This is a genomic window from Atopomonas sediminilitoris, assembly GCF_022601735.1.
Taxonomy (GTDB): Bacteria; Pseudomonadota; Gammaproteobacteria; order Pseudomonadales; family Pseudomonadaceae; genus Atopomonas; species Atopomonas sediminilitoris.
Genome location: NZ_JAKUMM010000008.1, coordinates 14156 through 28020 on the forward strand (window position 1 = coordinate 14156; position 13865 = coordinate 28020).

The following is a 13865-nucleotide window of genomic DNA, read 5'->3' on the forward strand; positions in this document are numbered from 1 at the left end:
TCACATCAATCTCCTTGCGGAACCACTTTAACGAACGGAGCATACGGCCAATCCCAACGCTGATAAACCTGCTTGATCACACCCTCGGCATACAGCTGCGCCATGCGTTGATCGTAATAATCACGCAACGCGTGCCCTTCCTGGGTATCGGCAAAGGCCACGTAAAGCGGCACTTGCGCGACCTCATGCACTTGCAACTGGGCGGCTGACTCCGGTTTGGCGGTGGCCAAAATCTCTCCGACCTCGGCCATGCCATCAATGTACGCATCCAGCCGATCACGCAACAGCATGTTAAGCACCCCTGTGGTACGGGGGAACTCTTGGTAGCGCATCAGCACAGGCAAATATTGATCCATACGGTAGCCATGCAACGAGCCCACGCGCTGGCCTGTAAGCGCTTGCAACGAGGTAATCGCCTTGCTGCGTAGCGCCAGCGCGCCCAAACGATCGGCATCAAAAGGCCAATGCGGGTATAGCGCTTGCGGTTCTTCATTCAAATAAGAGCCGATCCATGCATGCTGGCGGCCTTGCAACACCAAGCCCACCGAGCGGGTGTAGGGCATGCTGTGCGGCTGAATCTCGGTGACACCGTTAAACACTTCGCGCAGTAAATCCCACGCCATGCCGGTGCCGTCGGCATGGGTTAGACCGGTCCAGACTTCGCTGGCGATATGGGTGACCGGCGGCAATGCTTGCAGCGCCGGATGCTCCGCACGCGCTAGATCAGCAGTGAGTAACCCGCCCACCACAGCCCCAGCTGCAGCAAGGCCCAAGCGGCGACCCCAGCGAGCACATCGTCGAGCATAATGCCCAAGCCGCCATGCACCTCGCGGTCGCACCAACTGATGGGCCACGGCTTGAGGATGTCGATCAAGCGAAATAGCGCGAACGCCGCCAACCAGACCAACCAATGCGCAGGTGCTAGCCATAGTGTGATCCACAGTCCAACGAATTCATCCCAGACGATGCCGCCATGGTCGTGCACGCCGAGGTCGCGTGATACCCGCTCGCACAGCCAGATACCAAAGATTGCCGCCAGTAAGATTAGCAGCCCAGCCAACCAAGGCGACAACCACTGCAAGGCAATGCCGAACGGCAGGGCCATTAACGTGCCCCAAGTGCCCGGCGCCTTGGGCATCGCGCCGGAGCCTAAACCAAACGCCAAGAAGTGCCATGGATTACGCCATACCGACGCCGGTGTAGTCTCAGTCATGCTGTCCCTGCGCAAAATGTTCATAGCCACCACCCTGCACCCACTGCCGTTCGCCGTGGTGAATCAGCGCCACTGCGGCCGTTCCGGCCAGCACACGGCCGACCACCTGCACGGCAAACCCTTCAGCCTGCAGGCCTTCAAGGCAACGCTTGGGCAAGGTAAACGCCAAGCGATAATCATCACCGCCACGCAACGCGTAAGCCAAGGCGGCTTCGCTGCCGTGCAACGCTTGCGCCAGCGGATCGACCGGCACCCGCGCGGCGTCAATCTCCAGCGTCACCCCGGAGGCGTGCGCCAGATGGCCACAGTCGGCCAATAAACCATCGGAAATATCAATCACGCTGCTGGCACGCCCACGCAAGGCACGGCCCAAAGCGATTTGCGGCTCAGGCTGCCAGTAGCGTTTGAGTAACGCCGCGGCCGCCGCTGTATCCGTGCGCTCACCCAGCACCCACGGCAACGCTGCCGCTGCCTGCCCCAGCACACCGCCGACGCACAGCAGATCCCCCATTTGCGCACCACGCCGACGCAGCGCCAAACCTTGCGGCACTCGCCCCAACACGGTGAGATTGATGCTTAACGCACCGCGTGTGGTGTCGCCGCCGACCAAGCGCACGCGATAACGCAAGGCCGCTTCGTTCAAGCCTTTGGCAAAGGCACTCAGCCACGCGTCATCGGCCTGCGGCAAACTCAGCGCTAAGGTAAAACCCAGCGGTCGTGCGCCCATGGCAGCCAAATCGCTCAAGGTGCAGCCCAGCGCCCGCCACGCCAACGCATACGGATCAGCGTCGAGCGGAAAGTGCACACCTTGATTGAGGGTATCGGTAGAAACGACCAGTTGCTGGCCGTGGGCGATATCGAGCACAGCGCAGTCATCGCCAATGCCCAGCACCAGCGCATCGCCTGGCGCCGCACAAGCGGCGCTGGCGAAGTGACGCGCAATCAGCGCGAATTCAGCCGCTGGCATTCTTAGCGCTTGGCGCCACGCAGCTCGGCACTGCGTAAGCGCGGTGCAAGACGATCAAGAATACCGTTAACGAATTTGTGACCATCGGTGGCGCCGTAAACCTTGGCCAGCTCGATGCCTTCGTTAATCACTACTTTGTAGGGCACATCAACACGGTTACGCAGCTCGTAGGTCGACAAGCGCAACACCGCCAGCTCAACCGGATCGACTTCCGCCATGGCGCGATCGAGGAAGGGCTCGAAGCACTCATCGATATCGCTTTTTAAGCGCGCCACGCCCGTGAGCAGCTCATGGAAGTAAGCACCGTCGACATCACTGAAGTCGTTATCGGTGCGGAACTGGGCTTCGATCTCAGTCACCGACTGCCCCGCCATGTGCCATGAGTACAACGCCTGCACCGCTAAGCTACGGGCTTTGCGGCGCTTGGCGATGGGCGATTTAGCGGCCTTAGGCTTGCCTTGTTCGCTCACACGGCCTCCAGCGCAGCGATAGCGCTGAGCATTTCCAGAGCAGAGATAGCGGCTTCAGCGCCTTTATTACCGGCCTTGGTGCCAGAGCGCTCGATGGCTTGTTCGATCGAATCGACCGTCAGCACGCCGAAGGAAACCGGCAGAGCGTATTCCAACGACACTTGCGCCAAGCCTTTGGTGCACTCACCGGCCACGTATTCAAAGTGCGGTGTGCCGCCACGAATCACTGCGCCCAAGGCAACAATGGCTTCAAACTTGCCGCTGGCAGCCAATTTCTTCGCCATCAGGGGCATTTCAAAGGCACCGGGCACACGCACCAGGGTGATGTCGTCCGCGCTCACGCCGTGGCGTACTAGGGTGTCCACCGCGCCTTCGACCAAGCTTTCGACAACAAAGCTGTTGAAACGGCCGACTAGCAGCGCATAACGACCCTTAGGGGCGGTAAAAGTACCTTCGATGGTCTTCAGGTTCATGGTTATCTCGTCACAATAAAGAGCGGGCAAGCCAGCAAGGCCTGCCACAGGAAAGGGTTATTCGCAGTCGACGTATTCTACAACTTCCAAGTCGAAGCCGGATATGCCGTTGAACTTCATCGGTGCCGACAGCAAACGCATTTTGCGCACGCCCAAGTCGCGCAGAATCTGCGAACCGGCACCCACTTCTTGATACGACGCTGGGCGCTTAGGTGTTTCGGCAACGCCGGTTTGCCGCTGCACGTGCGCCAGCAAGGCATCGCCGCTGAGCTGGTTGCCGAGCAACAGCACCACGCCTTTACCGGCCTCGGCCACTTTGGTCATCGCCGCGCGCAGGCTCCAGCGACCTTCTTGCTTGACCATCAGCAGGTCGCGCAGTGGGTCCATGTTGTGGACGCGGACTAAGGTTGGCTCTTCGGCACTGATCTCGCCCATGGTCAACGCGAGGTGAATATCGCCCTCGACGCCGTCACGGTAGGTGACCAAATTGAACTCGCCGTGTTCGGTATCCAGCGGCTGCTGATTAACCCGCTGCACGGTGCGCTCGTGTAACAAGCGGTAATGAATCAGGTCGGCGATAGTACCGATCTTGATGTTGTGCTCTTGGGCGAACACTTCCAGCTCAGGGCGACGCGACATGGTGCCGTCGTCATTCATGATTTCGCAGATCACCCCTGAAGGCTCGAAACCCGCCAGCCGCGCCAAATCACACGCAGCCTCAGTGTGTCCAGCACGCGCCAGCACGCCGCCAGGCTGAGCCATCAGCGGGAAGATATGACCGGGGCTGACGATATCGTCAGCGGTAACATCCGGCGCCACCGCGGCCTGCACTGTGCGGGCGCGATCGGCGGCAGAAATACCGGTGGTGACACCGGTCGCGGCTTCGATCGACACGGTGAACTTAGTGCCAAAGCCCGAGTTATTGCGCGCGGCCATCAGCGGCAGATTAAGCAGCTCGCAGCGTTCTTTGCTCATCGGCATGCAGATCAAGCCACGGGCAAAGCGCGCCATGAAGTTGATGTGCTCAGCCTGCACCGCCTCCGAGGCCATGATGATGTCGCCTTCGTTCTCGCGGTCTTCGTCATCCATCAAGATGACCATCTTGCCAGCGCGGATGTCTTCGATCAGTTCTTCAATACTATTGAGGGCCACAGGGCGGCTCCTTGGACAGGTCAGTCGTTAAGATTTGAGAAAGCCATGCTCGGCCAGAAAAGCTTCGCTGATGCCGCCAGCGGCGGAACCTTCAGCGGCCTTATCGCCCAGCAGCAAGCGTTCCAGATAGCGCGCCAGAAGGTCGACTTCCAAGTTGACCCGACGCCCCGGCCGATAGTCGGCCATGATGGTTTCCTTGGCGGTGTGCGGCACGATATTAAGATCGAACACCGCACCATCAACCGCATTCACCGTCAGGCTGGTGCCATCGACGGTGATGGAACCTTTGTGGGCAATGTATTTGGCCAGTTCTTTGGGCGCGCGCACGCGAAAGTGAATGGAGCGCGCGTCATCGTCGCGACTCACCACCTCACCCACGCCATCCACATGCCCGCTGACCAAATGCCCGCCCAAACGCGTGGTCGGCGTGAGGGCTTTTTCCAGATTGACCGTGCTGCCCACTTTCAAGTCAACAAACGCGGTACGGCGGATGGTTTCGCCAGAAACATCGGCCCAAAAACCATCACCCGGCAGCTCCACGGCGGTGAGGCACACGCCGTTCACCGCGATGCTGTCACCCAGTTTTACATCGCCTAAGTCCAGGGCATTGGTTTGCACATAGACGCGCACATCACCGCCTTTGGGGGTCAGCGCACGAAGGGTGCCTTGGGCTTCGATAATGCCGGTAAACATGTTTACTCCTTCAATGGTCGCGCGATGATCAGCTGATCGCTGCCCACCATGCGCCGTTCAGTAATACTCAGCCTAGGGCCGTCAGCCAGCTTGTCCAGCGGCCAATCGAGTAGCGGGCGCGCCGCGCTGCCTAACAACAAGGGCGCTTGAAACAGCCAATACTCATCCACCAGCCCCGCCTGAGCAAAAGCCCCAGCTAATCGCGGGCCGGCTTCCACCAGCACTTCGTTGATCTGTTCGGCGGCCAGCTGCGCCAGCAAGGCTGACAAATCCAACTGTTGCTCGTGCAACGCCACCGGCAACACCCGGTGCCCAGCTTCGCGATAAGCAGTCGTCGCGCTATCCGCGACCGCCGGCGCCGTTGCCAGCCACGCAGGGCCCGCCTGATAAAACGCGGCAGTTAACGGCACGCGCAAGCGGCTATCAATCAACAGGCGCAGCGGTGGGCGACTGAGGGCCAGCGCGCGGCCTTCTTCATCAAGCCCTAGCTCATCGGCGCGCACGGTCAGGCGGGCATTGTCGAGCAGCACGGTATCGGCACCGCTGATGATCAGCGACGACTGCGCGCGCAGGCGCTGTACCGCTTGGCGCGCGGCAGGGCCGGTAATCCACTGGCTCTCACCGCTGGCCATGGCCGTGCGACCGTCCAAGCTCATGCCCAACTTAACGCGCACCCAGGGTCGGCCCTGCTCCATGCGCTGGATAAAGCCCGGGTTCAGCGCGCGCGCGTCGGCCTCAAGCAAACCGCTCTCAACCATAGCCCCCGCGGCACGCAAACGCGCCAACCCTTGCCCTGCCACTTGCGGATTGGGGTCTTGCATCGCAGCCACCACGCGACTCACGCCGCCAGCCAGCAAGGCATCGGCACACGGGCCGGTGCGCCCATGATGGCTACAGGGTTCTAAGGTTACGTAGGCCGTGGCTCCGCGCGCACGCTCACCGGCTGCACGCAAAGCGTGTACCTCGGCGTGCGGCTCGCCAGCGCGGGCGTGCCAGCCTTCGCCGACAACTTCGCCGTCGCGCACCAGCACACAGCCGACGCGCGGATTAGGATGGGTAGAGTACAAACCACGGCGCGCCAGTTGCAGCGCGCGCGCCATGGCGGCGTGATCGGACAGGCTCATGAATGCTGGGTAGGTTCGCGCGACAGGCGCTCGATTTCTTCGCGGAATTCGTTCAAATCTTGGAAGCGCTTGTACACCGAGGCGAAGCGGATATAAGCCACTTCGTCGAGCTTCTGCAGCTCCTCCATCACCCACTCGCCCAAGGTCAACGACTTGACCTCGCGCTCGCCGGTGGCGCGCAGCTGATGCTTGATATGGGCGATGGCTTCTTCTAAACGCTCGACACTCACCGGACGCTTTTCCAGCGCACGCTGCAGGCCGGCGCGCAGCTTGTCTTCATCGAAGGGCTGACGCGAGCCGTCTTGCTTGATGATGCGCGGCATCACCAACTCGGCGGTTTCAAAGGTGGTGTAGCGTTCTTGACAGGCAAGGCACTCACGGCGACGGCGCACTTGCTCGCCTTCGGCCACCAAGCGCGAGTCGATCACCTTGGTATCGTGGGCACCACAAAAGGGACAGTGCATGGCCGTAACCGCATAAAGAACAGGGGGCGCCATGGTAGCGCAAAGCGCCGTGCAAGCCTACCCGCGCCCCTGCCCGTCAGTCGTTACAGGGCGCTGGCAGGGCCTTGATCCACTGTTCAATCATGGTCACCCCTTCGGCGTGCGCCAAACTACGGCCCAGCTCGGGCATCATCTCCCCCGGATCTAGGCTGGCCATGCGATAGCTGAGAATGGAGTCTTGCGGCCGCCCGGGACTGATCGCCACCGGCCGATCACCGGTGCCCTTACCCGCCGCAATCGGGGCTTTACACAATCCCAGATGCAGTGGGTCCGTGGTGACGCTATCGAGCCACAAGGCCGAGGTACGCGCCGCACCTTTGGGGTTATGGCAGTGGCCACAATTGATATCCAGATAGCTGCGCGCTTGCTGCTCAAGCGTTTCATGCGCGCGCGGCTCGGGCCAAAGCGCCGCTTGTGGTGGCTCAGCCGGCACCCCGACTAACAACCCACGCGCCTGCCAGTAGGCGAGTTGATTCTGCACACCCACCGCGTAGGGGTAGTCTTTGTTTAAATGCCGCGCTTTGGGCCCCAGCGGGCGCAACTCTTTATCCACATGGTTTTGCGCGTGACACCCCAAGCATTGGTTGGCATCCGGCACCGTGTACGTAAAGTGCTGCACCTGCCCGTGGCTATCGCGGGCGCTTAACGGCAACTCAGTACCAATCCACGCTAGGCGCGCTTCTTGCTGATCGGCATCCCACACGTAGGGCAACGCTACCCAGCCCTGCTCTTGATGCACCAACAGGCGCGTTTCAATCAGCTGCACTTGCGCCAGCGGCAGCTCATTGGCCAAGGCCGCTGGGCTGCGACTATCGCTGAGCTGCAGCGTGCCGTCGCCGCTCTTGGGGTAATAAAAGGTTTTACTCAGCACCGTGCCCACGGGGTAGTCAAAGTGCTCAGCCGCGTAATTGGCCTGCGTGCCCGGCGGCAACCACACCGTGCGCAGCTTGTGCGCGTAATCGCTGAATAGCGGGGTATTCAAGTCGTACGGGGTGACCGCTCCCTGCGGGCGCAGCACGCCATCGTCTAGGGTGAGCATGCCCCAGTCACTGAGTTGCTCGGGGTAGTCTTCGCCGTTGGGCAAATACAAAGGCTCGGCGGCCTGCTGGCAACCTGCCAACAAGCCAACCAGCAACACGAGCACACCTTTGCTCATCAACCTTGCTCCTGTGCGGCCGCGCTCGCCTCATCCGCAACAAACGGCAGCGCAATCGCGGGCAGCGGCGTTAACGTGCACTGGTGCGCGCTGGTGTCGGTTGATATTTGTTTAAAGCCATTGCCGGCGTCCACGTTCACCAACCCCGCTGCACCGTTATCCAAGCACAGGCGCAGCGCGGCCGGCAGCTGGCCGTTCTCCAACTTGGCCGGATCGACAATGCCATCCCACAGCACATCCGGCAGGCGGCCGTTTAAGCCAAACTCGGCAATACGCAGCGCTTTTAGCTCCAGATGATCGGGGCTATCGCCGCCACCGCTAAAGCGATTGCCGTGGATATAGATCGATTCAGGATACGGATCAAAGTTGTCCGCCTGCTTGCCTTGGCTGTCGTAACCGGCGCTGAAATAGCTGCTGATAATGACGTTGGCGGTTTGGTTATCGGCGATGTCGTTATCGAAAATCTCCACCCGATCGTTGGAGTTGATCAACACCCCACTGCCGGCCGGCACGCTGGCCACCACGGTGCCTTTAGGGGCGAAGTTGTCGTGATTATTGGCCACCACCTTGTTGTTAAACACCCGCGTGGTATGCCCCGGCTGCGGCAGATTAGGCATATTGAAGACGAGGATGCCGCCAGTGTTGTCGGTGGCCAGATTGCCGTACACATCGGCGCCGATGGTGTTCTCGATTTCAATACCGGCCACATTGCGCTCGGCACGGTTATTACGCACCACCACGTTGCGCGACTGCCCGACATAAATGCCGGCGTCCGAGGCCGCGTACACCACCGAATCTTCAATCAGAGTGTTTTCCGTCTGCACCGGATACAGGCCATAGGAGCCATTCTTGGTGTCCGGCCCGTTGGTCCACTCCACACGCACGCCGCGAATCACAATATTTTTGCCGCCGGTGATCTTCACCCCGTCGCCCTTGCTGTCTTCAATGGCGAGGTTTTCCAGCGTGAAATCCGAAGCACTAACCGTTAGCCCCTCAGCACCACTTTTTTGCCCCTTAAACGACAGCACACTTTTATCCATGCCAGCGCCGCGCAAGGTCACGCCATCCACGGTCAAGGTCAGGCTGCGGTCGAGCTGAAACGTCCCCTCGGGAACCTCAATCACCGCACCGGGCTTGGCGCGGATCAGCTGGGTTTGCAGGTCTTTTTGAAAATCAGCATGGGTTTGCGGCGCGTCTTCACCACAACCGGCGAGCAACAGCGCAGCCAATGGCGCAGCGCAAAACAGTAAACGAGGCATGATCGGGGCTCTCTTGTTGTTATGACTGCCACGAGCCTAGCCATTGCCGGTGTGGGTGGCTTACGGAAAGCTAAAAAAACACTGACGGATTTGTGCAAAGGGGCGGTTTTGCTGGGGTTTCGGACGAGTTTTAATTCAACCCCGTAGGCCGGGTTAGCCTAAGGCGTAACCCGACAAGCAGGCTGAAAAGGCTGCCGAAGCAACTTAAACGCACCAACCTAAAACAAGCATCGTGGCGTGGGTTTAGCGATAGTTGATTGCCAAGCTGATTTCTGCGCGTGCTGAACCTTCTTGTTTCGCCGTTCCTTGGCGACTTACTTTTGTCATTGCGACAAAAGTAAGCAAAAACGCTAGCCCCAACTATCCGGTCCAGCTGCGCTGGATGCCTTCGCTCCGGCTGGCTTTCGTGGGGCCACGACGAAGGGCTATCCCTAGCCCATCGCCGCTTGCGCCGCATCCTTGCGGCTTACCCCACGAAAGCCAGCCTACGCTCTGCCGGATAAAAGGGGCGATTGGTGTTAGCTGAACCAATGGTTGTCATGTTCGACACCCTCACCCAACCCTCTCCCTCAAGGGAGAGGGCTTAAAGCTGCATCAGTCATCAATGTGTGGAGCCAGGTCGTCCGAAGGCGCAAATCCCTTGGTGTTCGGCTGAGCAGAGGGTTTGCGCAGCGGGGCGCGAGACAGGGATGTCGAGCGAGTGGCGATGGGCCAGGATGGCCCTTCGCCGCGACCCGTGGAGCAGGCCCGGTGCGAAGGGAGTTTGGCCGCAGGCCAAACCCGGACACAGGGTGCCCTTCTTCTTTGGTTACTTTCTTCTTGGGCACGCAAGAAGAAAGTAACGCGCCGAGAAGGCGCAACAAGATGGTTCCGCTAACACCGTTAACTATCTCGTCAACGCCATCAATCCACCCGCCGCACCCGTAACTGCGGCTGCGGTTTAAACGCGCAATACCCCGGGCGCGGACCAACTTGTGGATGGTTACGGCAGGTTTCTGGACGCTTGTCGTACACCGTGCACAAGCGAGTTTTCTGATCCAAATACAGGCAATCGCCGTTGCTCACCCGGGCCAAGGTGAACAGCTTGGTGCGCGCCTGAAAGTGCTCGACCACCCCTTCTTTGAGCAAGCGCTTAGCAATGTTTTTAAGCGGCTCGCCACGTTCAAACTCATCGGCCACGCCCAAGCGAATCAAATCGCCCAAGCGCGCCTCTACCGGCAGGTTGCAACACGCTGCTTGGCAGCCTTTGCACAGGCCTTTTTCGTAGCGAATCCAGGTATCGGTGCGGTCTAAGTCCGCCCCGACCAGCAGCATTTTATTCATGGTCAACCTCGGTTAAGTCGGCGCGCATAATACAAAGCCCTGCGCAAAAGGCGAGCTAATCACGACCAGCGTGGTGGCGACGGTATTCGCTGGGCGTCTCTTGGCAGGCTTCGCGGAAGGCTTTGTTAAAGGTTGAGAGTGAGCCGAAGCCCACTTCCAACGCGATGGTAACAATTGGGGTTGGCACCGACTCCGCCTTGCGCAGCCGGCTACAGGCTTCAGCAATGCGGTAGTGATTAAGGAAGGCATTGAAGTGGCGAAAGCCCAGCTCGCGATTGATCAGCTGGCGCAGGCGGTATTGCGGCACGCTGACTTGTTGCGCCAAGGCGGCCAAGGTCAGGCCTTCGGTGCGATAGGCATGGCTTTCGGTCATGTGTTGCTGCAAGCGCAGCAGCAAGGGGTCGGCCTGAGCCTCGGCCGCTGTGGCCGGCTCCGGCTGAGCCAGCACTGGCGTCACCGGGCTAAACAGCCCTGCGGTATTGGCTTGCAGTAATTGCACGTTGCAGGCCAGCAACCATGCCGGCAACAACCACTGATTGAGCGTTTGCGCCAACTGTACGCCGCCGGGCAGCAGTTGCTCGGCCAGCACCACAGCGACAATCCACACGGCGCTGCTGCCGAGTAAAAACCAGCGCCAGCGGCGGCGCGCCTCCACCAAGTCATGCTGCCATTCGCGCGCCATCACCCATAGGGCGTGCGCCAGCAAGCCAAACTCTAACGTTTGCCCAAACAAGCCCAAGCCTTGCGCCAGCGACTGACCTACACCGCTAACATCAGCCATGCCGCGCGATAACCACGGCAACACCACCACCGCCAGCAAAGCGCCGGCGATAACACGCGGCGAGGGCAAACGCTCGGCAAAGGTGGCCAAGCAAAACAACCAGAACAGCGTGGGGATGGCCGCCCGCGGCGCGCTAAGCAGCCACTGCCAAGGCTCGGGCCACGCCCATGACAGGCGCAGCACTTCAACCGTCAACACCGCCAGCAAGGCAAAAAAACAGCGTGCGCTGCTTTGCTGACGAGCTTGCGGCCACAACAGCAACAGCAATAACAGCAGCTGCCCTAGGGCAAAGGCATGCAGCGCAGGCATCGGTTAACGCGCGCGCGGCTTGCCTTTACCGCCAGTGCCGCGAGCACCGCCTTTACCGGCGGGCTTGCCGGCCGTTTTGCCGGCAGGCTTGCGCCGTGGCGAATCGTCCAACGAGCGCGGTGGCAGGCCGGTGTGTTGGGTGAGCAACTTACCGCCAACTTTCTTACTGCCCACCGGTGTGGAGTTTTTCCGCCGGGCGCTTTGGTAGCCGCCTTCGCTGGCCGGCTGAAAGGTCGGGATCAGGTGCTGTTTGCCGTTACCGATCAAGTCGGCGCGGCCCATGTCCTTCAGCGCTTCGCGCAGCATCGGCCAGTTCTTCGGGTCGTGGTAACGCAAGAAGGCTTTGTGCAAGCGACGACGACGCTCGCCTTTGACGATATCCACGCTATCGCTTTTGTAGGTGACCTTACGCAGCGGGTTTTTGCCGGTATGGTACATGGCCGTGGCGGTGGCCATGGGCGAGGGGTAGAACGCCTGCACTTGATCCGCACGAAAACCACTGCGCTTGAGCCACAGCGCGAGGTTCATCATGTCCTCGTCGGTGGTACCGGGGTGCGCGGCAATAAAGTACGGGATCAGGTACTGCTCTTTACCGGCCTCTTTGCTGTACTTCTCGAACATCTGCTTGAAGCGGTCGTAGCTACCGATGCCCGGCTTCATCATTTTGCTCAGCGGGCCTTCTTCGGTGTGCTCCGGCGCAATCTTGAGGTAACCCCCCACGTGATGGGTGACCAGCTCTTTGACGTACTCCGGCGACTCAACCGCCAAGTCATAACGCAGGCCTGAGGCGATCAGAATCTTCTTCACCCCCGGCAGTTCGCGGGCATCACGGTACAGCTGAATCAACGAGGAATGGTCGGTGTTCAGGTTGTCGCAAATACCGGGGAACACGCACGACGGCTTGCGGCACGCGGCCTCGATCTCCGGACTTTTACAGGCGATGCGGTACATGTTGGCGGTCGGCCCACCCAAGTCAGAAATCACCCCGGTAAAGCCCGGCACCTTATCGCGAATTTCTTCGATCTCGCGGATGATCGAGTCGTGCGAGCGGTTCTGAATAATGCGCCCCTCGTGTTCGGTGATCGAACAGAAGGTACAGCCGCCAAAACAGCCACGCATGATGTTGACCGAGAAGCGAATCATCTCGTAGGCCGGAATCTTAGCGCCTTGGTAATTCGGGTGCGGTACGCGGGCATAAGGCAGGCCGAAGATGTAGTCCATCTCCTCCATCGACAGCGGAATCGGCGGCGGATTGATCCACACCTCGTGATCGCCAGTACGCTGCACCAACGCGCGCGCATTGCCGGGGTTAGTCTCCAGGTGCAGCACGCGGTTAGCGTGGGCGTAGAGCACCGCATCAGCCTTGACCTTCTCGTAAGTCGGCAGACGAATCACCGTCTTATCGCGCTCAAGCCGTGGGTGCGGTAACAGCTGCACCACCTTGGCGGCGTTTGGGTCGTCGACCTCGCCTTTGGCTTGCTCGATGGCGCAGGCTTGGGTGTCCTGCGTGTTGACATAAGGGTTGATGATCTTGTCGATCTTGCCCGGACGGTCGATGCGCGTGGAGTCGATCTCGAACCAACCCTCAGGAGTATCACGCCGGATAAACGACGTACCGCGCACGTCTTTAATCTCTTGAATCGCTTCACCGCGCGACAGACGTTGCGCTACTTCCACAATCGCCCGCTCGGCGTTGCCGTAAAGCAGCAAATCCGCCTTCGAGTCGACCAAAATCGAGCGGCGCACTTTGTCTTGCCAGTAGTCGTAATGCGCGATGCGGCGCAGCGAGGCCTCGATACCGCCGAGCACCACCGGCACTTCTTTATAGGCTTCGCGACAGCGCTGGGTGTACACCAAACTGGCGCGATCTGGGCGCTTGCCAGCCAAACCGCCTGGGGTGTAGGCGTCATCGGAGCGCGTTTTACGGTCGGCGGTGTAGCGGTTGATCATCGAGTCCATGTTGCCGGCCGCCACCCCAAAAAACAGGTTCGGCTTGCCTAGCTGCATGAAGTCGTCTTTTGAGTTCCAGTCCGGCTGCGCAATGATGCCCACGCGAAAACCTTGTGCCTCTAACAGACGGCCAATGATCGCCATGCCAAACGACGGATGATCCACATAAGCGTCGCCGGTGACGATGATCACATCGCAACTGTCCCAGCCGAGCAAATCCATCTCGGCACGGGTCATCGGTAAAAAAGGTGCGGCACCAAAGCACTCAGCCCAATACTTGGGGTAATCAAACAGCGCTTTAGCAGCAGGCATCGCAGGCATGACACAGGTCCAGCAAAATTCGGGGGCAGGCATTCTAGCGCAAAATCGCGCAAATTTTGATCAATACCTGAGTAATGCAGTCAAATAAATCAAGGTTTTACCCGCTCCAACCCCACACCTATACTGACCCGTACAATAACCACGCCCCGAGAGCTGCGGCCACGCCGCCAC

General features: G+C 60.0%; 14 protein-coding genes. All 14 read right to left on the minus strand.

Features of this window, described 5'->3' with window-relative positions; genetic code table 11:
- Positions 1–5: 5 nt before the first annotated feature.
- The 14 genes from MKI83_RS13060 to MKI83_RS13125 all read right to left on the minus strand — a co-directional run bounded on the left by MKI83_RS13060 (position 6) and on the right by MKI83_RS13125 (position 13685).
- Positions 6–746, minus strand: a complete 741-nt coding sequence (locus MKI83_RS13060; RefSeq protein ID WP_241587116.1) for a substrate-binding periplasmic protein — start codon at positions 744–746, stop codon at positions 6–8.
- Positions 719–1213: a phosphatidylglycerophosphatase A family protein gene (locus MKI83_RS13065; RefSeq protein ID WP_241587118.1), complete on the minus strand. Its 495-nt coding sequence runs from the start codon at positions 1211–1213 to the stop codon at positions 719–721. The genes MKI83_RS13060 and MKI83_RS13065 overlap by 28 nt, the downstream gene beginning before the upstream one ends.
- A complete protein-coding gene (gene thiL / locus MKI83_RS13070; protein ID WP_241587120.1) occupies positions 1206–2180 on the minus strand; it encodes a thiamine-phosphate kinase in 975 nt (324 codons plus the stop codon). Before thiL ends, MKI83_RS13065 begins: the two co-directional genes overlap by 8 nt.
- Before the next feature lie 2 nt (positions 2181–2182).
- Positions 2183–2650 carry a transcription antitermination factor NusB gene (nusB, locus tag MKI83_RS13075; protein WP_241587122.1) on the minus strand — a complete coding sequence of 156 codons (468 nt, stop codon included), beginning with the start codon at positions 2648–2650 and terminating at the stop codon, positions 2183–2185.
- Entirely contained in the window at positions 2647–3123 is a 477-nt protein-coding gene (ribH, locus tag MKI83_RS13080; RefSeq protein ID WP_241587124.1) for a 6,7-dimethyl-8-ribityllumazine synthase, read from the minus strand. Before ribH ends, nusB begins: the two co-directional genes overlap by 4 nt.
- Before the next feature lie 57 nt (positions 3124–3180).
- A complete protein-coding gene (gene ribBA / locus MKI83_RS13085) occupies positions 3181–4275 on the minus strand; it encodes a bifunctional 3,4-dihydroxy-2-butanone-4-phosphate synthase/GTP cyclohydrolase II (RefSeq protein ID WP_241587126.1) in 1095 nt (364 codons plus the stop codon).
- Positions 4276–4302: 27 nt separating this feature from the next.
- Positions 4303–4968 (minus strand): riboflavin synthase, encoded by a 666-nt coding sequence (locus tag MKI83_RS13090; RefSeq protein ID WP_241587129.1) that lies wholly within the window; start codon positions 4966–4968, stop codon positions 4303–4305.
- 2 nt (positions 4969–4970) lie between these two features.
- Complete coding sequence (gene ribD, locus MKI83_RS13095) at positions 4971–6092, minus strand: bifunctional diaminohydroxyphosphoribosylaminopyrimidine deaminase/5-amino-6-(5-phosphoribosylamino)uracil reductase RibD (protein WP_241587132.1); 1122 nt, start codon at positions 6090–6092, stop codon at positions 4971–4973.
- Positions 6089–6556: a transcriptional regulator NrdR gene (gene nrdR, locus MKI83_RS13100; RefSeq protein ID WP_241587135.1), complete on the minus strand. Its 468-nt coding sequence runs from the start codon at positions 6554–6556 to the stop codon at positions 6089–6091. Before nrdR ends, ribD begins: the two co-directional genes overlap by 4 nt.
- Positions 6557–6632: 76 nt before the next feature.
- Positions 6633–7751, minus strand: coding sequence for an SO2930 family diheme c-type cytochrome (locus MKI83_RS13105; RefSeq protein ID WP_241587137.1), 1119 nt, complete (start codon positions 7749–7751; stop codon positions 6633–6635).
- A complete protein-coding gene (locus tag MKI83_RS13110; protein ID WP_241587139.1) occupies positions 7751–9010 on the minus strand; it encodes a parallel beta-helix domain-containing protein in 1260 nt (419 codons plus the stop codon). The genes MKI83_RS13105 and MKI83_RS13110 overlap by 1 nt, the downstream gene beginning before the upstream one ends.
- A 903-nt stretch (positions 9011–9913) precedes the next feature.
- Positions 9914–10333 (minus strand): YkgJ family cysteine cluster protein, encoded by a 420-nt coding sequence (locus MKI83_RS13115; RefSeq protein ID WP_241587141.1) that lies wholly within the window; start codon positions 10331–10333, stop codon positions 9914–9916.
- Between the two features lie 55 nt (positions 10334–10388).
- A complete protein-coding gene (locus tag MKI83_RS13120; protein ID WP_241587144.1) occupies positions 10389–11423 on the minus strand; it encodes a helix-turn-helix transcriptional regulator in 1035 nt (344 codons plus the stop codon).
- 3 nt (positions 11424–11426) lie between these two features.
- A complete protein-coding gene (locus MKI83_RS13125; RefSeq protein ID WP_272493065.1) occupies positions 11427–13685 on the minus strand; it encodes a YgiQ family radical SAM protein in 2259 nt (752 codons plus the stop codon).
- Positions 13686–13865: the final 180 nt, after the last annotated feature.